Below are 19,199 nucleotides of genomic sequence, written 5' to 3' on the forward strand. Positions count from 1 at the left end.
ATAGCGGAGTTTTTTAAGTAAAAAAGAACAAAAAAAATGTTTTTTTTTGGCCAAAAAGTTTGCACAAACTAAATAAAGCTTTAAATTTGCACTCGCTTAACAGCACTGCTGGTCTATGGTGTAATGGTAACACAACTGTTTTTGGTGCAGTCTTTCTAGGTTCGAGTCCTAGTAGACCAACATAAAGCCTCTCAGAAATGAGAGGCTTTTTTTATGCAAAAAACTTTCCTTAAAAATTTGCATAACTAAAATAAAGTTCTAATTTTGCACCCGCTTAACAGCACTGCTGGTCTATGGTGTAATGGTAACACAACTGTTTTTGGTGCAGTCTTTCTAGGTTCGAGTCCTAGTAGACCAACATAAAGCCTCTCAGAAATGAGAGGCTTTTTTTATGGCTGAACTTTTTAAATTCCAAACTTAGGAATTCTAAATTCAAATTCTTTTAGCATCAACAGTTGCTGATGTCTCTCAAACTTAATCATAAGGCGTAAAGTTTTATTTACTCGTTTATATTAACTCAGAATTCTTACATTAGCCGTTCAAAAAATAAACTATGGAGAATTTTTTCCTTTTTGGAATGCTGATAGGTATTGTTGTTTTGTTTAATAATTTTTCGAAATTAAAACATGAAAATGAGTATCTAGAATCGCTTTTTAAAAAAAATAAAGCTGATTTTGATTCTTTGAAAAAAGAAATTGAGGAAATCAAAAAACAAATAGCACAACCCGATTTTGCTGCAGAAAAGATCATTTCTCAAATTGATCAAATTGGAATCGTCTCAGAATCCATAGAAGAAGCTGTTCCAATTGTTCCGCCAGCTGTAAGTGTTGTTGATTATTCTGTACAGGAAGAAAAAAATACGATCGAGGAACCTGTTGAGAAATCTGTTTTTAGTTTTGAAGCACAAACAAATCCTGTATTAGAGAAGGGAAATGTCGAAGAAAAAGAAGCAGAAGAGGTGGCTGCTTATGTTGAAAAAGAACCTGTTCGTGAAGAAGTAGTAATTTCTGAGCCTGTAGTTAAGGAAGAAGAAGTGTTCATAGAAAGTGCTTTTTCTATTTTAATGAAAAAGCTGGAACAGCAGTTTATTGAAAATTGGACTGGAATTTTAGGAACTGCCATCATGGTTTTAGGAATTGGTTACTTGAGTATTTATACTGCATTGAAGGTTTCGCCGATGTTCAGAATATTGATTCTATGGCTTTATGCTGGGATTTTAGGAGGTTCGTATTTTTTCTTGAAGAAAAAAGAAAAATGGTTTAAAACCGGGCTTTGGCTTCGCAGTGCTGGCGCGAGTTTGTTTTTGTTTGGCTGTTTTGGCGCTTCGCAGATTCCGGCGCTCACCTTTATCAATAATATTCCTCTTGCTTATTCGCTCATCGGAGTCGGAATTGCGATCAATTTATATGTGGGTTATATCATCAAACAGCAAACCTTTTTATCGCTTCACGTCATTTTAAGTTTCTTGATTTTGTGCGTGATTCCAGAAAAACTTTTAATTACATTTTTACTTGCGTCATTAACAGCTACGGCCGGAATTGTATTGTCTTATAAAGAAAAGTGGGAATATCATTTATTGATCGTAATTACGAGTTTTATCATATTTGATATTTGGTTTACGCAGGGAAGCAGTGTTTTGAGTCTTTCTCAAAATATTTTTGCCATACTAGGTATTGTTTTGGTTTCTCTAAGCTGTATGGTTATGCAGTATAGAAATATTTATGCTAATACTCATTTTGACCGAATTGCTTTTGCAACGCATCTGATTAACTGGGTTTTATTTGCGTCGGGTTTAATTTTGCATTCTACTGGAAGCAAAATCAAAATATTTGTTTTGTTTACTGCAGGAATTCTTTGTCTTTTTGCGGCTCTTTTTGCGAGAAAGAAAAAGATTTTCTGGCTTTATAATCTTGACGGAATGGTTTCGTTTTTGCTTTTTGCATTAAGTATCGTTATGCTTAATGATTGGAAAGTGGGTTATGATATAATTGTTTGTGCATTGTACTCTTTGGTTCTGGTTTGTTTGTTTATTGTTTACAAAGGCGGTGAAACCTTACTGCATAAAATATTTTTAGGGATTAATCATATTTCGTCTTTGTTTGCTTTTGTCTTTTTTGCGTCTCATATCAATCCTTTTTTAGAACAGACTTATATCACAAACTCTTTTGCGACTTTGCTTGTAATGGTATTTATGACGTTGTTTATTCCTGTTTTTTGTTCTGTAAAAAAAGAGTTTTCGGAGATTGATGCTTTGGTTATCAAAAAAGATTTAAGCTTGAACGGAATTTTCTCGATCCTGTTTACAATATTGTTTTTTGTAAGCTGGTATCATGTCATCATCGTTTCGTTTTATTTTCCTCTTTTGTTTTTTGCTTTATTGTGGTGTGCTTTACGATTCAAATTCAAAACAAATACTTTTGATTTTGGAAGATTCGTTTTTTTACTCCTGACTATTGTAGCAGGGGTAATCTTGGTGCTTACAGAGCCAAAATCCAATTTAGATATCGCCCTGGCTATCGGAATTGTTTCTGTAATTGCGTTAAACTGGTTTGTGAAATTATTTTATACAAATGATTCTATTGTCAAAACTATTGGTATTGTTGGTGTAAATGCGCTTTTAGTGTCTCTTTTATATAAATATGTAACGCCTTATGCAATTATTCAGATTTTCGGATTGTTTGCGACAGCTTTATTTAATCATGAATTTTTATGGATTCAGTTTAAACGAAAAGCACTTACTGTTGAAAACCAGGTTTTACTCTATGTTTTTTACTTCGCTTTTGTGTTGTCTGGAAGTTTGCTGTTTTTATACAACGTCCAATTTTTAAGTAATATAGAAATAGCATTTGTTGCTGTTGGGATTTCTGTGATCGAAGCGTATGTTTTATTTGCGGATAAAATCAGAAACAAATCAAATGAGGCAATTTCTGGATGGAAGAATTTCAGTGTTTTAAATTCTGATTTTATTCTCTTTAATGCCTTGGTGTTTGGATTTTCATGTATTCAAATTGAATATATTCCGGTTTATTTAGGAGTTTTAGCAATAATGACTTTTTGGATCTTTGAAAAAATTGAAAGAATCAAACGTTACAATATTTATTCTTTTGTTTTGTTAATGGGGACATTGGTTCTAACGATTTATCTAGCAGTTTACGGGCTCGATACGGTTAATGATAATGTGCTTTACGCTACGCAGGTATTGAGTATTTTATTGTCTTTTGTTTACGGCTATCTTCAAAACAAAAGCAAAAGAGAGGGAGGGGATATGTTTAGTACTGTTTTGCCGGTTAATCAGAACTTGTGGGTTATTGTCTTGTTATTTGTTCAAGTAGAATTAATGTATTTAGCGCCGGTATTTATGCTTCTGGCTGTCCTAAATTTTGTTTTGATTTTGTATAAAAAGATAAAACTTCCAGAAGAATCGGTATTGGCAATTAGCCTTCTGTCAATTTTGATCTCTGTTTTTTATAGTTTAAAAGGAATGAATGATTTTGCTGTACTAGACTGGATTCTGCAGCTTTCTAGTATAGTTTTTTTAATTGTTTTAGTGCTTCTGATTAATAAAAAAGAGTTTGTCAAATCAATAAATATTGACTATCAGATTGTAATAAACATTTGGCTTTCGATCATTATGTTTTCGCAGTTAGAGCACAAATGGCTTCCAGTATTTTGGGCTGTTACCGCTATACTAAATCTTTGTCTGTATTGTAAAAAAATCGGGAATAAGAAAGAGATCAGTATTGTGTATTATCTGCTGGCCAATTTTCATTTAGCTTTTATCAGCTTTACTTATTACGAATCTAAATTTGAATTTGTTTATCTGATTATTTTCGCCTTGCTGGCCTTGTATATTTTTATCATTTACAAATACATCGAAGACTTTAAATTAAAAAACAGTATTATCATTTACCCTGCTACTTTTAGTATCGGATTGTTTTTATATCTCTCATTTGATAAAGGTATCTTAACCTTCTTTTGGATTTTAGAATCTCTGGGGTTACTGATACTCGGAATTGTTTTAAAAGAAAAATATTTCCGTTATGTTTCCTTATCGTTAGTAGGTGTCTGTGTAATACGTTTAATGTTCTTCGATTTGTCAAACGCAGATTTCTTAATCAGGGCTATGGTTTTATTAGGTGTGGGAGTAGTTCTTTTGGTAATGAATACTTTGTTCAAAAAGTACAAGGAAAGATTTGATTAAAAAAAATAGATTTTTCATCCAAAAAAAGCTCAATTCATTATTTTGAATTGAGCTTTTTTTAAAATTTAAATTCAAAGTGAAGAAGGAACGATTCCGAATTTCTTTTTGAATGAAAATGAAAAGTGTGATAAATCTTCGAATCCGACATCGATATAAACTTCAGACGGTGTTTTTCCTTTTTCTTTAATTAAATAATAAGCTTCCTGAAGTCTTTTGTTTAAAAGCCAATGTCCTGGCGATTCCTGAAAAATTTTCTGAAAATCCCTCTTAAATGTAGCAAGACTTCTTCCTGTTAAATAAGCAAAACGATTTAGGTGTACGTTAAAATGAAAATTCTTGTTCATAAAAGCTTCTAGGTCAATTTTCCCGGGATCATTAAAGTCAAATAAAATATCTTTTAGTTCTGGATTGACTTTAAGTAATAAGAGTACAGCTTCTTTTATTTTTAAATTAAAAAGAACTTCGTTGTCTTTTTGCTCTACTTCAAGATAAGATTGTAGTGAAGTCATAAAAGAATGGTATAATGGATGGGGTTTTAAGCTGAACATGGCGTCACCCTGAATTTTCTTTTCGCTTACAATATTGTATTCGTTGCTTATTTCCCGAAGGATTTCCTGATCCAAAAACAAAGAAATGGTTTTGAATTCGCCTCCTTCAGGTGGAATTTTTACAAATTTTGCTAAATGATTTCTTCGGCTGAAACGGTATTCACCTGCTTTTAAGGTTTTTGTCGTTCTGCCGTCAGAGACGATCATTTCTCCTGCTATTTGATAGCTGAAAACATGTTCGGGAATAAAGTTTTCTCCTTCACGGCTTCTAGCGTAATAGCAGGAATATAATATTTGTGGTTTCGAATTGGTTTTTGCTGCTGCCATATGGGTAAAATTACAAAAAGATGCAGAAAGTTTTATGTGTAAACTTTCTGCACCTCTTATTTTTATTATCTGATAAGTGCTCTGGGTTCTAGGTAAGCTTCAAAACCTAAAATTCCAAATTCACGTCCGATTCCAGATTGTTTAAAACCTCCAAACGGCGCTAAAGGATCATGGTTTATAGTGTTGATTTGAACGCGTCCGGCATTGATTTGTGAGGCAATTTTGTGGGCTCTGTCTTCGTTTGCGGAACTTACATAAGCCTGAAGTCCGTATGTTGTATCGTTTGCAATTGCAACAGCTTCTTCCTCTGATTTGTAGGTTATAATGCTTAAAACAGGGCCAAATATTTCTTCACGGGCAATTTTCATTTGATTGTGTACATTTGTAAAAATGGTAGGTTTTACAAAATTTCCATTTTCTAAGCCTTCAGGTTTTCCTAGTCCGCCGACTAGAATTGCCGCGCCTTCATTAATTCCTGATTGAATGTAGTTTTGAACACGATCGTATTGTTTTTGACTGACCAACGGACCGACCACAGTATTTTTGTTTTTCGGATCACCGACAGTAAAATTTGGAGCAATATTTAAAATTAGATTTTTTACTTCCTTTAATTTGTTTTCTGGGACCAACAATCTTGTTCCGGCAATGCAGGCTTGTCCGTTGTTCATAAACGCCGCGCTAAGTGCCATCGGAATTGCTTTAGATAAATCAGCATCATCAAGAATAATATTTGGAGATTTTCCGCCCAATTCAAGAGTCACTCTTTTCATTGTATCGACCGCTTTTTTTGCGATCATTTTTCCAACGGCAGTTGAACCTGTAAACGAAATCTTGGCTATATGGGGGTTACTGCTGATTTCTGCTCCAACCACATCTCCCAAACCATTGACAATATTGTAAACGCCTTTAGGCAGACCTGCTTCGTGAAAACATGCTGCGATGAGCTCTGTTTGCTGTGCGCTCATTTCGCTTGGTTTTATTACAGCCGTACAGCCTGCTGCGATAACATTCGCTAGTTTGCCGCAGATAAAGCCATTGCTGGAATTCCACGGAATTATAATTCCGACCACTCCAACCGGTGCCATTTGAACCTCAGAAATCCCCATTGTTTTGGTGAAAGAGTACTCGTGAAGAATTTGAATTGCTGAATCAAAACTTTTCAGCATGTATTCAAAACTTGTTGCAGCAAACAGGTAGGTTCCTCCGTATTCTTCTATCATAATGTCAATAAAGTCTTGTTTTCTTTTTTCGATAGAAGTTTTTAAATTTTGCAAGTACACAATTCTTTCTTCTGTGCTCGTTTGAGAGAAACTTTTGAAAGCTTCTTTCGCTGCTTCGATCGCATCAACCGCGTCTTCGGTATTTCCTAAACGAACCTGTCCCAGCTTTTGGTTTGTTGTTGGGCTTATTAAATCAAAGTATTCCGTTCCTTTTGGTGTTACAAATGCTCCGTTAATGTAAATTTTGTCAATTGTTTTCATGATTTTTTTTATTATGAATTTTATTTGACAAAGTTCAGGATTAAGTACGGTGTCGACTTTGTTAGAAAGCTCAACTTAACTTTGTTTAAGAGCTCATAAAAAAAGTGTTTTGTAATAAAAAAGCCTTTCCGAAGAAAGGCTTTTTAGATCTCAATATGATTTTTGGTTTGTTTTAAATTTTGAAAGTCAAAACAGGTTTTACAGAATGATTTACCAATCCTTCGCTGATGCTTCCGTTAAAGAAATGAGCAAAACCAGTTCGGCCGTGCGTGCACATTGCAATTAGATCTGTGTTGACGCTGTTAGAGAAGTTAATAATACCTTTTTCAATATTAGTGTCATTATAGATGTAGGTTTCGTAATTCGTTAGACCGAATTCAGAAACAAATTTTTTAATGGTATGTTCTGCTTCGTGGGTTGGTTTAAAACTGTTAGGAGTGCAGATGTTAACTAAGTGTAGTTTTGAATCGAATAATTTTACAAATTTTAATAGTTTTTCAAATGGCTGTTTGGTTTCTTCAGAAAAATCAGAAGCAAAAACAATATTAGAGGCACTAAAGTTAGGGATGTCATTTTTGATAACTAAAACCGGGATTTCAGAATTTCTTACAACTTTTTCTGTGTTTGATCCAATCAATAATTCTTCTATTCCAGAAGAACCGTGCGATCCCATTATAATTAAATCAATATTATATTCTTTGCTTATTTGTGTAATTCCGTGAATAGGCTTATCCATTTTAACGATTTCCAAAACTTCAATTTCGTCTAGATAAGGTCTGTTTGAAATTTCGTCAAGAGTTTCGTTTGCTTTTTTCATAAAAAGCATAGTTTCTGGTATGCTCGCACCTCCGGTAATGGCGTCGCTCATTTGGTTTGGGAGCTCAAGCATGTGTAAAAGAATGATTTCAGAATTGTTCTTTTTTGCAATTTGTGCGGCAACTTTTAAAGCGTCTTCGGCGTGTTGTGAAAAGTCAGTAGGGACTAAAATTCGTTTCATGTTTTTAAGGTTAAGTGATAAGGGTTGACTTGCAATTTAATGCTTTATAAAAGTACTAATTTTTTTTAGAGTGGTGTAATTTTTTGATTTACAAAAAAATCACTATATTTGCATCGTTATTTATTAAAATCTAAATAATGAGGGGACTAAGTGTCCCCTCTTTTTATAAAATTATGACATTCAAAGAAAAAGTAAACGAACTAATTAATGAGGCTCTTTTAGAGAAGCCGTCCATCTTTTTGATTGACTTGGCGATATCAGATTCTTTTAAAATTAGTGTAGGTTTAGATGGAGATAATGGTGTGGCGTTGCAGGATTGTATTGATATCAGTCGTGCAATAGAGAATAATTTAGATCGTGAAGAACAAGATTTTTCTTTAGAAGTGGCCTCAGTAGGCGTTGGGTCTCCGTTAAAATTTATAAGACAATACAAGAAAAATATTGGTAGAACATTGATTGTTACTACAAATACTGAAAAAATTGAAGCAGAATTGATTGAAGCTAACGATGTTTTCATAATTTTGTCGTGGAAAGCAAGAGAACCAAAAAAAGTAGGAAAAGGAAAAGAAACAGTTCAAAAGGAGCAACAAATACCTTATACAGAAATTAAAGAGGCAATTGTTACAGTAACATTTTAATTTAAAGAATTCGCATGGAAAATTTAGCATTAATCGATTCATTCTCAGAGTTTAAAGACAATAAACTTATTGATCGTGTAACGCTTATGGCAATTTTAGAGGACGTGTTTAGAAATGCATTGAAGAAAAAATACGGTTCAGATGATAACTTTGATATCATTATAAATCCTGATAAAGGAGATATGGAGATATGGAGAAGAAGAGTAATTGTTGCTGATGAGGATCTTGATTTTGAAAATGAGGAAATTACGCTAACAGAAGCAAGAAAAATTGAAGCGGATTTTGAAATTGGTGAAGAGGTTTCTGAAGAGGTAAAATTGATTGATTTAGGAAGAAGAGCTATTTTAGCGCTTCGTCAAAACTTAATATCTAAAATACACGAACACGATAATACAAATCTTTATAAACAATTTAAAGATATTATTGGTGATATTTATACGGCAGAAGTGCACCATGTAAGACCAAGAGTTGTAATTTTGGTGGACGATGAAGGAAATGAAATTGTGCTTCCAAAAGAAAAACAAATTCCATCAGATTTTTTCCGTAAAGGAGATAATGTACGTGGAATTATTGAAAGCGTTGAATTAAAAGGAAATAAACCTCAAATTATTATGTCTAGAACTTCAGAGAAGTTTTTAGAAAAATTATTTGAGCAGGAAATTCCAGAAGTTTTCGACGGATTAATTACAGTTAAAAATGTAGTTCGTATTCCTGGTGAAAAAGCAAAAGTAGCGGTTGATTCTTATGATGACAGAATTGATCCGGTTGGAGCTTGTGTTGGTATGAAAGGTTCTCGTATTCACGGAATTGTTCGTGAGTTAGGAAACGAAAATATCGACGTTATCAACTATACAAATAATATTCAATTGTTTATCACAAGAGCGTTAAGCCCTGCAAAAGTTTCTTCAATCAAAATTGATGAAGATAATAAAAGAGCTGAAGTTTTCTTGAAATTGGAAGAGGTTTCTAAAGCGATTGGTAGAGGAGGACATAATATTAAATTAGCTGGTCAGCTTACAGGTTATGAGCTTGATGTGATCAGAGAAGGAGATATTGCTGGTGCTACTGCAGACGAGGACGATGTTGAATTAACAGAGTTTTCTGATGAAATCGAAGGATGGGTTATTGAGGAATTTGCAAAAATTGGTCTGGATACAGCAAAAAGTATTTTAAGACAAGAGGTAGAAGATTTAGTAAGAAGAACAGATCTAGAAGAAGAGACTATTCTGGATGTTATGAAAATACTAAAAGAAGAGTTTGATAATTAATATCCGACTCTAACAACACAACGAAAAAGGTAATAATAAAAAGGTTATATGTCTGAAGAGAGAGTAATAAGAATAAACAAGGTTTTAAGGGAATTAAATATTTCATTAGAAAGAGCTGTTGATTATCTAAAAGATAAGGGAATTGCTATTGATGCAAATCCAAATGCTAAAATTTCTGATGCTGAATTTAATATCCTGCAAAGCCAATTTGCGGGCGATAAGGGGAACAAAGAGGCTTCTAAAGAGGTTGGAGAAGAAAAAAGAAAAGAAAAAGAAGCGTTGCGTGTTGAGCGTGAGAAAGAGATTGAAGATAAACGCAGACAAGAAGAGGAACGTCAAAAACAGCAGGAGATTATAAAAGCGAGAGCGGTTGTAAGCGGTCCTGTTCAAGTTGGAAAAATTGATCTAAATCCAAAAAAGCCTGCAATTGTACCTACTCAATCTGAGGAACCTGTAAAAACAGAAGAGCCTAAAGTGGTTCCTCCTGTTCAGGTAGAGAAACCTGTTCAAAAAGAAAATCCTCAAATAGAAGCTCCAGCAGCAGAAAAAGTAGAGGAAAAGAAAGTTGAAAAAGTTATTACTGAAAAGCCTGAGGTGAAAACAGAAGTTTCTAAAACAGCGCAAGAACCAATAATTTCGTTGGATCCTGCTACTTCTGAAGAAACTATTACCACTCAATATCAAAAATTAACGGGGACTACTCTTACAGGACAGACAATTGATTTATCTCAATTTAACAAGCCTAAAAAGAAAAAAGAAGATCCTAAGCAGGTTCAGAATAAGCCGGGTACTCCTGGAGCTGGAAATAATAATAATGCTAATAAAAATAAGCGTAAAAGAATTGCTCCTAAACCTGGAGCTCCTGGAGCTATAAAACCAGCTCAAGGTAATAATACGCCTGGAACTCCGAATCAAAATAGACCTCAAAATTCAGGGGGAGGATTCAATGCTAACAGAAGTGCAAGACCAGGTTTCGTAAAAGGAAACCGTCCGGCAATCGTTGCAAAAGTTGAGCCTACAGAAGAAGAAGTAAAAAACCAAATTAGAGAAACTCTTGAAAAACTGCAAGGTAAAGGAGGAAAATCTAAAGCGGCTAAATATAGAAGAGATAAAAGAGAGACACACCGTCAGAAATCTGATGATGAGCAAAGAGCTCTTGACGAAGGAAGTAAGACTATTAAGGTTACAGAATTCGTTACAGTTGGTGAAGTTGCTATCATGATGGATGTGCCGATTACAAAAGTAATTGGAACTTGTATGTCTCTTGGTATCATGGTAACCATGAATCAGCGTCTTGATGCTGAGACTTTAACTATCGTTGCAGATGAGTTTGGTTACGATGTAGAATTTATTACAGTAGATATCGAAGAAGCGATTGAAGTTGTAGAAGATAGAGAAGAAGATTTAGTAACAAGAGCGCCAATTGTAACTGTAATGGGTCACGTTGACCACGGTAAAACATCTTTACTGGATTATATTCGTAAAGAAAATGTTATTGCTGGAGAGTCTGGAGGTATTACACAGCACATTGGAGCATATGGTGTTACATTGGACAATGGACAAAAAATCGCATTCTTAGATACTCCAGGTCACGAGGCGTTTACAGCGATGCGTGCACGTGGAGCTCAAGTTACAGATATTGCTATTATTGTAGTTGCAGCGGATGATGATATTATGCCGCAAACAAAAGAGGCAATTTCTCATGCACAAGCTGCAGGGGTTCCAATTATTTTCGCAATCAATAAAATTGATAAACCAAATGCAAATGTTGATAAAATCAAAGAGCGTTTGGCTGGTATGAATTTACTTGTTGAAGATTGGGGTGGAAAAATTCAATCACATGATATTTCTGCAAAAGTTGGAACAGGAGTAAAAGAATTACTTGAAAAAGTTTTATTAGAAGCTGAAATTTTAGATTTAAAAGCAAATCCAAATAAGGCAGCTCAAGGAACTGTTGTTGAGGCATTCTTAGATAAAGGAAAAGGATATGTTTCTACGATTTTGGTACAACAGGGTACTTTGAAAATTGGAGATTATATGCTGGCTGGTAAACACCACGGTAAAGTAAAAGCAATGCACGATGAAAGAGGACATGTAGTTTTAGAAGCGGGTCCTTCTACTCCGGTATCTGTTTTAGGTTTAGATGGTGCAGCTACTGCGGGTGATAAATTCAATGTATTTGAAGATGAAAAAGAAGCGAAACAAATTGCTTCAAAACGTTCTCAATTAATGCGTGAACAATCAGTTCGTACACAAAGACATATTACACTTGATGAAATTGGCCGTCGTATTGCACTTGGTCAGTTTAAAGAATTAAATGTAATTCTTAAAGGAGACGTTGATGGATCTGTGGAAGCATTATCAGATTCGTTCTCTAAATTGTCTACAGAAGAAGTACAAATCAATATTATACATAAAGGAGTTGGAGCAATTACAGAGACAGATGTTATGCTGGCTTCTGCATCTGATGCAATTATTATCGGATTTAATGTTCGTCCTGCTGGAAATGCAAGACAGCTTGCTGATAAGGAAGAAATTGACATCCGTTACTACTCAATTATCTACGCAGCTATCGATGACTTGAAAGATGCGATGGAAGGAATGTTGGCGCCAGAGATGAAAGAAGAAGTCTTGGGAACTGCTGAAATTCGTGAGATTTTCAAAATTTCTAAAGTTGGATCTATTGCTGGATGTATGGTTACTGATGGTAAAATATTGCGTACTTCTAAAATTAGAGTTATTAGAGATGGAGTAGTCGTGCATACAGGTGATCTGATTGCATTAAAACGATTCAAAGATGATGTTAAAGAAGTAACAAAAGGTTATGATTGTGGTATCCAAATTAAAGGATTTAATGATATCGAAATTAATGATGTGATTGAAGCGTACCATGAAGTAGCGATCAAAAAGAAATTGAAATAATAGTTCAATGTTTTATACAAAGCCCCAATGAAAATTGGGGCTTTTTTTGTTTCGTATATTTTATGATCATACAAATAAATATGTTGCAATTTATAATTTGAAACATGATATTGAAAAGCAGATAGTTTTGATTCTCTAAAAATTTATTTCTTTGTTGTAAGTTTTTTTGCACCGAATGCATTTTTAGTAATAAGTACAAAGTTTATTTGATGAAAAATGTTTTGTTGTTATTGATTGTAATTTATCGATAACGGGTATTAGATGAAAGTTGGATATGGGATTAAAAATAATTGAGATTATTAATTCGCTTGTTTATAAATGTTTTAAGCGTAATAATGTTGTTTCTAAATTCACGACAGTTGAACAGCTGAGGGCAGTGATACCGGACTTGTTGCACGGGTATTTGACAGAGGAAGAAATGCCGAATAGTTTAGTGTTGCTGTCTCCGCCTCCAGAAATAGCTTCTCCAGCTTATGAAATTGATTTGGAACATGCAAAAAGAGCTGTTGAATCTGAGAATGAGATTCGATTTATAAAAGCAGCCAGCGATGCAGATTTATCCTTTCCTGCCGCGGCCAAATGTTTTGGAACTGTTTTGGAAATTGAAATTAATGAACATAAAACACCAAAGCTTTATGTCTTTATGAGAAGAGTAATGACAGATGCGGGATTGTCGACATATGCAGCGAAAAATCATTACAATCGTGTGCGTCCTTTTGTTGTGAATAACAAAAAAACCTGTACCCCTGATCAGGAAGAAGTGTTGAAAAAAGTGGGTTCCTTTCCATCTGGGCATGCGGCTGTCGGTATGGCATGGGCCTTAATTTTGATAGAAATCTTTCCAAAACATAGAGAGGTTATCCTAAAACGCGGGCATGATTTTGGGGAAAGCCGTATAATTTGTAATGCACATTGGCATAGTGATGTTGAGATGGGAAGAATTATGGGCAAAGCAACTGTTGAAACTCTTTTTGCTAACCCAGCATTTCTTGCAGATCTCAAGGAAGTTAAAAAAGAACTACTTGGAATTGTTCTTATTACTCCTGAATAGGGCGTCGGATTTTGTTGTTAGAAATATACTTTTATTCTAGATTTTAATCTTATTTTTGAATAAACTAAATTAATAGAATATGAAAATAGGAATGTACACTCTTGTTTTGTTTTTAAGTTTTTCTACAATATGTTTTTCTCAAGAAGATGTAGAGAAACCTGCGCCGCCAGCTGGTAATGCATTAGTGGGGGATTTTTATGGTTCGGATATTTCGGGTACTTCAGTTAATAATGCCATTTCGGTTGAAAAACTGGATGATAAATTAAAAACAACTACTAAAGTAGAAAATGTTGTGGTCAAAGGAGAAGTTACGGGAGTTTGTCCAAAAAGAGGTTGTTGGATAAGTTTGAAAACCGAAGATGGAACCTCATTTTTTGTTAAAATGAAAGATTACGCATTTTTTGTTCCAACAGCATTAAAGGGTAAAAATGTAGTTTTAGAAGGCGAAGCAGAGAAGAAAGTAACCTCAGTAGAAGAACTAAAACACTATGCAAAAGATGCTAAAAAAACTAAGGCAGAAATAGCTGCTATTGCAAAGCCAAAAGAAGAAATACGTTTTATGGCAGCCGGGATCAAGGTAATTGACTGATAAGTTACAGAATAAAAAGCTCCTTAGTTATAGAATTTTTAGGTTTATATTAACTTTTGGAGATAAAAAAAGCGAGATTAAAATCTCGCTTTTTTTTGTTTTTATTTCCCCGGTTTAAGTAAAAAAACAGATTTATATCTTTTCTTAATTTCAATTAAGTTCTTCTCAGCTTCGATTCGGGTTTTAAAATTACCAACTAGGACTTTATAGTTTGGTGTGCTGAAAATGATTGTTCCGTCTATGTTTGAGTTTTCTCTTTTAAAATCTGATAACGTTTTTTTTGCTTCATCACTTTTACCGCTAAAGATTTGAATTCTATAAGTATCGTTTGTACTTAATGACGTGTTAATTTTACGTTTCTCGTTAAGTAGTTGCTCAAATTTAGGGTCTTGATTCAGTGTTAAATTTTGGTCTTGTGCGTTAATATTGTGCGCGAAAGCAATCGTTGTAATTGTCAGTAAAAGACATTTTGATGGGCTTAAAATTCTCATAATGTGATGGTTTTTATGCAAAAATACTATTTAAAGTTTGAATGTAAAATTTCAATATTATTTAGAATTGATATAAATTGATATTTAAGACTATTTTAAGGTTTTGAGAATAGTTCATAAGTCGTATTTTTGTGCAAGTTTTAAAAGAGGGTATAGATTTTTCGTGATTTAACACAGAAAAAATCATACCAAAAATTAGTAGACAATTATTTATACTATATGAAAAAGGTGGGTAACCATAATTCGATCTCAAGAAAATTGCTGTTTGGCTTATCGCTGACGTTAATTTTCTCCCTAACTTCATTTGCTCAAGAAGCTGCTGCTCCGGCGGCGCCTGAAGCTGCGGCTGCTGCTCCAGCTGCAGGAGGCGGTGATCCAGTAAAAGGGAAGGAACTTTTTAATGCAAATTGCGCTGCATGTCACAAATTAGATGCTAAATCAACAGGGCCTGCTTTACGAGGCGTTGCTGCAAAGCATGATATGGCTTGGATTTACAAGTGGGTGCATAACAGTTCTGACATGATTAAGTCAGGTGATGCTGTTGCTGTTAAACTTTTTGAGGAAAATAACAAAGCAGTAATGACTTCGTTTCCTCAATTGTCTGAAGGAGATATTGATAATATTATAGCTTATACTTCTGAAGAGAAAGCTGCGCCTCCTGCTGGAACTACTGCTACATTGCCAACTGGTCCTCAGGCAGAAGGAAGTGGAATTTCAAACAATATTATTTTAGGAGCTCTTGCTCTTGTAATGGCTATCTTGGTTGTTATGTTGTTCATGGTGAACAAAGTATTAACTAAAGTGGCAAACAAAAACGGTATTGAAGTAGCGCCAAAAGAAGCTAGACTTCCAATTTGGAAAGCTTTTGCTAGAAATCAATTTTTAGTTTTAGTTACTGCAATATTTTTGCTTTTGGCAAGTGGTTATTTTGTTTATGGATACTTAATGCAAGTAGGTGTAGATCAGAATTATGAGCCAATTCAGCCAATTCATTATTCGCACAAAATTCACGCTGGTGATAACGAAATCAATTGTAAATATTGCCACTCTGCTGCACGTGTAAGTAAAACTGCTGGTATTCCTTCTTTAAATGTTTGTATGAACTGTCATAAAAACATTTCAGAAGTTGCAGAAACTACTGCTACTGCTGAATACAGCAAAGCATTCTACGATGCGCAGATTCAAAAATTATATGATGCTGTTGGATGGGATAAGACTAAACAAGCTTATACTGGAAAAACACAGCCTGTAAAATGGGTTCGTATTCACAACTTACCTGACTTTGTTTACTTCAATCACTCACAACACGTTTCTGTTGCTGGAATTGAATGTCAAACTTGTCACGGTCCAGTGCAGGAATTTGAAATCATGAAGCAGTACTCTAAATTAACAATGGGATGGTGTGTTGATTGCCATAGAAAAACTGATGTTAAGATGGAGGGTAATGCTTACTATGACAAAATTCATGCTGAACTTTCTAAAAAATACGGTGTAGAGAAATTAACTGCAGCGCAAATGGGAGGTTTAGAATGCGGTAAATGCCACTATTAATCGAATTATTAAGATTTTAATATTTATATACAATGTCATCAAACAAAAAATACTGGAAAAGTGTTGAAGAGCTAGAAAATAGCTCTATTGTTGAGGCGCTTAGAAATAACGAATTCGTTGAAGAAATTCCAACTGATGAGTTTTTAGGTAATGCTGATGCTTTAGCTACATCTGGAACTTCACGTCGTGACTTTTTAAAGTACGTAGGGTTTAGTACTGCAGCTGTTACTTTAGCTGCCTGCGAAGGTCCTGTTCACAAGTCTATCCCTTATGTATTACAACCAGAACAAATCATTCCTGGTGTTGCAGATTATTATGCAACTACAGTATTTGATGGTTTTGATTTTGCTAATCTTTTGGTTAAAACTCGTGAGGGTCGTCCAATTAAAATTGAAAACAATACAATCGCTGGAGCTAAATTCTCTGCGAACGCTAGAATTCATGCATCTATTTTAGGATTATATGATAGTGGTCGTTTGAAAGAACCTAAAGTTGATGGAAAAGACAGCAGCTGGTCAGCTGTTGATTTGAAAATCAAATCAAGTTTAGCAGATGCAAAAGCAAAAGGAGAACAAGTGGTATTATTAACTAATACATTGGCTAGTCCTTCTACAGAAAAATTAATAGCAGAATTCATTGCTAAAAATCCAAATGCTAAGCACGTTGTGTATGATGCAGTTTCTTCATCTGAAGCGTTAGATGCTTTTGAAGCTGCTTACGGAGAAAGAGCTTTAGTGGATTATGATTTTTCTAAATCTTCTTTAATTGTATCTGTAGGTGCTGATTTCTTAGGAGATTGGCAAGGTGGTGGATACGATGCTGGATATGCAAAAGGTAGAATTCCTTCTGGGCCTCAAGGTTCAAAAGTAATATCTCGTCATATTCAATTTGAATCAAATATGACTTTATCTGGAGCAGGTGCTGATAAGCGTGTTCCAATGACTACAGCAGATCAAAAACAAGCTTTAGTTCAAATATATAACATTGTAGTAGGTGCTTCTGTTCCTGTAACTTTGGATGCTAAGTTTAAAGACGAAGCTGTAAAAGCTGCTCAACAATTAAAACTTGCTGGTTCAAAAGCAGTTTTAGTATCTGGAATTGAAGATAAAAATGCTCAATTATTAGTTTTAGCGATCAACCAAGCATTGGCTAGTGAAGCTTTTACTACTGCAGGAGCAAGACAAATTAGAAAAGGTTCTAATGCGGCTGTTACTCAATTAATAAAAGATTTAAACGCTGGAAGTGTTCATACATTAATTATGAGCGGTGTTAACCCGGTTTATACTTTAGCTGATTCAGCTGCTTTCGTATCTGGATTGAAAAAAGTTAAAACTTCTGTTACTTTTGCGTTAAAAGAAGATGAAACAGCTTCTATTTCTACAGTTGCTGCGCCAGCTCCTCATTATTTAGAGTCTTGGGGTGATGTAGAAATTACAAAAGGAACTTACAGTTTAACACAGCCAACTATTCGTCCTATTTTCAATACAAAACAATTTCAAGATGTTTTATTATCATTAAATGGTGCTGCTGGTACTTTTTATGATTATTTAAAAGCTAATTCAGCTGTATTCACAGTAGGATCTTCTTGGAACAAAGTATTACACGACGGTGTTTTCGTAGTGGGATCAACTGCTTTAGCTGGAGGATCTATTGATGCTGCAAGTGCTGCAAATGCGCTTTCAAAATCTAAATCTACAGGAGAATTTGAATTAGTATTGTATACTAAAACAGGTATGGGTGACGGACAACAAGCAAACAATCCTTGGCTGCAAGAGTTTCCAGATCCAATTACAAGAGTTTCTTGGGATAATTACGTTACAGTTTCGAATGCTGATGCTAAGAAATTAGGTCTTTCTAATGAAATTGTTGCAAACGGAGGTTTAAATGGTAGCTATGCTACTATTACTATCGCTGATGGAACTAAATTGGAAAATGTTCCAGTTATTGTTCAGCCAGGTCAAGCTGTAGGAACTATTGGTTTAGCAGTTGGTTATGGTCGTAAAGCGGCTTTAAAAGAAGAAATGCAGGTAGGTTTAAACGCTTACGCTTTATATAAAGGTTTCAATGGAGTTCAATCTGTTTCTATAGCGAAAGCTGCAGGAGAGCATGAGTTTGCTTGTGTTCAAGGTCAGAAAACGTTAATGGGTAGAGGTGATATCATCAAAGAAACTACTTTAAAAGTATTCAATTCTGAGGATGCTGAACATTGGAACGAAAAACCAATGGTATCTTTAGATCACCAAGAAGTTGAAGCTACAACTGTAGATTTATGGGAATCATTTGATCGTTCAACTGGTCACCACTTCAACCTTTCAATCGACTTAAATGCTTGTACAGGATGTGGAGCTTGTGTTATTGCGTGTCACGCAGAAAATAACGTTCCTGTTGTTGGTAAAGCAGAGGTAAGAAGAAGCCGTGATATGCACTGGCTGCGTATCGACAGATACTATTCTTCTGAAAGTACTTTTGAAGGTGATAACGAAAGAAAAGAAGGAATCGCAGGTTTATCAAGTTCATTATCTACATTTAATGAAATGGAAAAACCAGGAGATAATCCACAAGTAGCATTCCAGCCGGTAATGTGTCAACACTGTAACCACGCACCATGTGAAACAGTTTGTCCTGTAGCAGCTACATCTCACGGTCGTCAAGGTCAAAACCATATGGCTTACAACAGATGTGTTGGTACTCGTTACTGTGCAAACAACTGTCCTTACAAAGTTCGTCGTTTCAACTGGTTCTTGTACAACAAAAACAGTGAATTCGATTATCATATGAATGACGATTTAGGTCGTATGGTATTAAACCCAGACGTAAACGTTCGTTCTCGTGGTGTTATGGAAAAATGTTCTTTCTGTATCCAAAGTACTCAAGCTGTTATCCTTCAGGCTAAACGTGAAGGCAGAGTAGTAGCAAAAGATGAGTTTAACAATGCTGTTGCTTGTTCTGCTGCTTGTTCTTCTGGAGCTATGATCTTTGGAGACGTAAATGATAAAGAAAGTGAAGTTGCTAAACTTGCTGAAAGCGATAGAGCTTATCACTTATTAGAGCATGTGGGTACAAAACCAAATGTTTTCTATCATGTAAAAGTTAGAAATACTTAGAAAAATTATTAATTAAGAAACAATATAAAGG

The 19,199-nt window shown here is 34.7% G+C and carries 12 protein-coding genes and 2 tRNA genes; 10 read left to right on the top strand and 4 right to left on the bottom strand.

Annotation, left to right across the window (positions count from 1 at the left end; translation table 11 throughout):
* Positions 1 to 109: 109 nt before the first annotated feature.
* The 3 genes from C4F50_RS10995 (at position 110) to C4F50_RS11005 (ending at position 4,201) form a co-directional block, all read left to right on the top strand.
* A tRNA-Gln gene (locus C4F50_RS10995) sits at positions 110 to 180 on the top strand.
* Positions 181 to 287: 107 nt separating this feature from the next.
* A tRNA-Gln gene (locus C4F50_RS11000) sits at positions 288 to 358 on the top strand.
* A 195-nt stretch (positions 359 to 553) separates the two neighbouring features.
* Positions 554 to 4,201, top strand: a complete 3,648-nt coding sequence (locus C4F50_RS11005) for a DUF2339 domain-containing protein (protein WP_194138708.1) — start codon at positions 554 to 556, stop codon at positions 4,199 to 4,201.
* Between the two features lie 71 nt (positions 4,202 to 4,272).
* Here the strand turns inward: C4F50_RS11005 and C4F50_RS11010 are convergent, their stop codons facing one another.
* From C4F50_RS11010 to C4F50_RS11020, 3 genes are all read right to left on the bottom strand, one after another.
* The gene (locus tag C4F50_RS11010; protein ID WP_194138709.1) at positions 4,273 to 5,076 is read right to left on the bottom strand and encodes a helix-turn-helix domain-containing protein; all 804 of its coding nucleotides are present in this window, start codon (positions 5,074 to 5,076) and stop codon (positions 4,273 to 4,275) included.
* Positions 5,077 to 5,141: 65 nt separating this feature from the next.
* A complete protein-coding gene (locus C4F50_RS11015; protein ID WP_194138710.1) occupies positions 5,142 to 6,557 on the bottom strand; it encodes an aldehyde dehydrogenase family protein in 1,416 nt (471 codons plus the stop codon).
* A gap of 172 nt (positions 6,558 to 6,729) precedes the next feature.
* Complete coding sequence (locus tag C4F50_RS11020) at positions 6,730 to 7,554, bottom strand: universal stress protein (RefSeq protein WP_194138711.1); 825 nt, start codon at positions 7,552 to 7,554, stop codon at positions 6,730 to 6,732.
* 173 nt (positions 7,555 to 7,727) lie between these two features.
* Between C4F50_RS11020 and rimP the strand changes: the two genes are divergently transcribed.
* The 5 genes from rimP to C4F50_RS11045 all read left to right on the top strand — a co-directional run bounded on the left by rimP (position 7,728) and on the right by C4F50_RS11045 (position 14,022).
* Positions 7,728 to 8,192: a ribosome assembly cofactor RimP gene (gene rimP, locus C4F50_RS11025; RefSeq protein ID WP_194138712.1), complete on the top strand. Its 465-nt coding sequence runs from the start codon at positions 7,728 to 7,730 to the stop codon at positions 8,190 to 8,192.
* 14 nt (positions 8,193 to 8,206) lie between these two features.
* On the top strand, positions 8,207 to 9,460 hold the full coding sequence (nusA, locus tag C4F50_RS11030) for a transcription termination factor NusA (RefSeq protein WP_194138713.1): 1,254 nt from the start codon (positions 8,207 to 8,209) through the stop codon (positions 9,458 to 9,460).
* 48 nt (positions 9,461 to 9,508) lie between these two features.
* Positions 9,509 to 12,382 carry a translation initiation factor IF-2 gene (infB, locus tag C4F50_RS11035; RefSeq protein WP_194138714.1) on the top strand — a complete coding sequence of 958 codons (2,874 nt, stop codon included), beginning with the start codon at positions 9,509 to 9,511 and terminating at the stop codon, positions 12,380 to 12,382.
* 274 nt (positions 12,383 to 12,656) lie between these two features.
* Positions 12,657 to 13,433, top strand: coding sequence for an acid phosphatase (locus C4F50_RS11040; protein ID WP_194138715.1), 777 nt, complete (start codon positions 12,657 to 12,659; stop codon positions 13,431 to 13,433).
* Between the two features lie 79 nt (positions 13,434 to 13,512).
* Entirely contained in the window at positions 13,513 to 14,022 is a 510-nt protein-coding gene (locus tag C4F50_RS11045; RefSeq protein ID WP_194138716.1) for a DUF4920 domain-containing protein, read from the top strand.
* Between the two features lie 101 nt (positions 14,023 to 14,123).
* Here the strand turns inward: C4F50_RS11045 and C4F50_RS11050 are convergent, their stop codons facing one another.
* Positions 14,124 to 14,513, bottom strand: a complete 390-nt coding sequence (locus C4F50_RS11050) for an SPOR domain-containing protein (RefSeq protein ID WP_194138717.1) — start codon at positions 14,511 to 14,513, stop codon at positions 14,124 to 14,126.
* Between the two features lie 219 nt (positions 14,514 to 14,732).
* Here C4F50_RS11050 and C4F50_RS11055 point away from each other — a divergent pair, with 219 nt between their 5' ends.
* Positions 14,733 to 16,064 carry a c-type cytochrome gene (locus C4F50_RS11055; protein WP_194138718.1) on the top strand — a complete coding sequence of 444 codons (1,332 nt, stop codon included), beginning with the start codon at positions 14,733 to 14,735 and terminating at the stop codon, positions 16,062 to 16,064.
* Between the two features lie 32 nt (positions 16,065 to 16,096).
* The gene (locus C4F50_RS11060; protein ID WP_194138719.1) at positions 16,097 to 19,168 is read left to right on the top strand and encodes a TAT-variant-translocated molybdopterin oxidoreductase; all 3,072 of its coding nucleotides are present in this window, start codon (positions 16,097 to 16,099) and stop codon (positions 19,166 to 19,168) included.
* Positions 19,169 to 19,199: the final 31 nt, after the last annotated feature.

Source organism: Flavobacterium hungaricum (assembly GCF_015182285.1).
Lineage (GTDB): Bacteria > Bacteroidota > Bacteroidia > Flavobacteriales > Flavobacteriaceae > Flavobacterium > Flavobacterium hungaricum.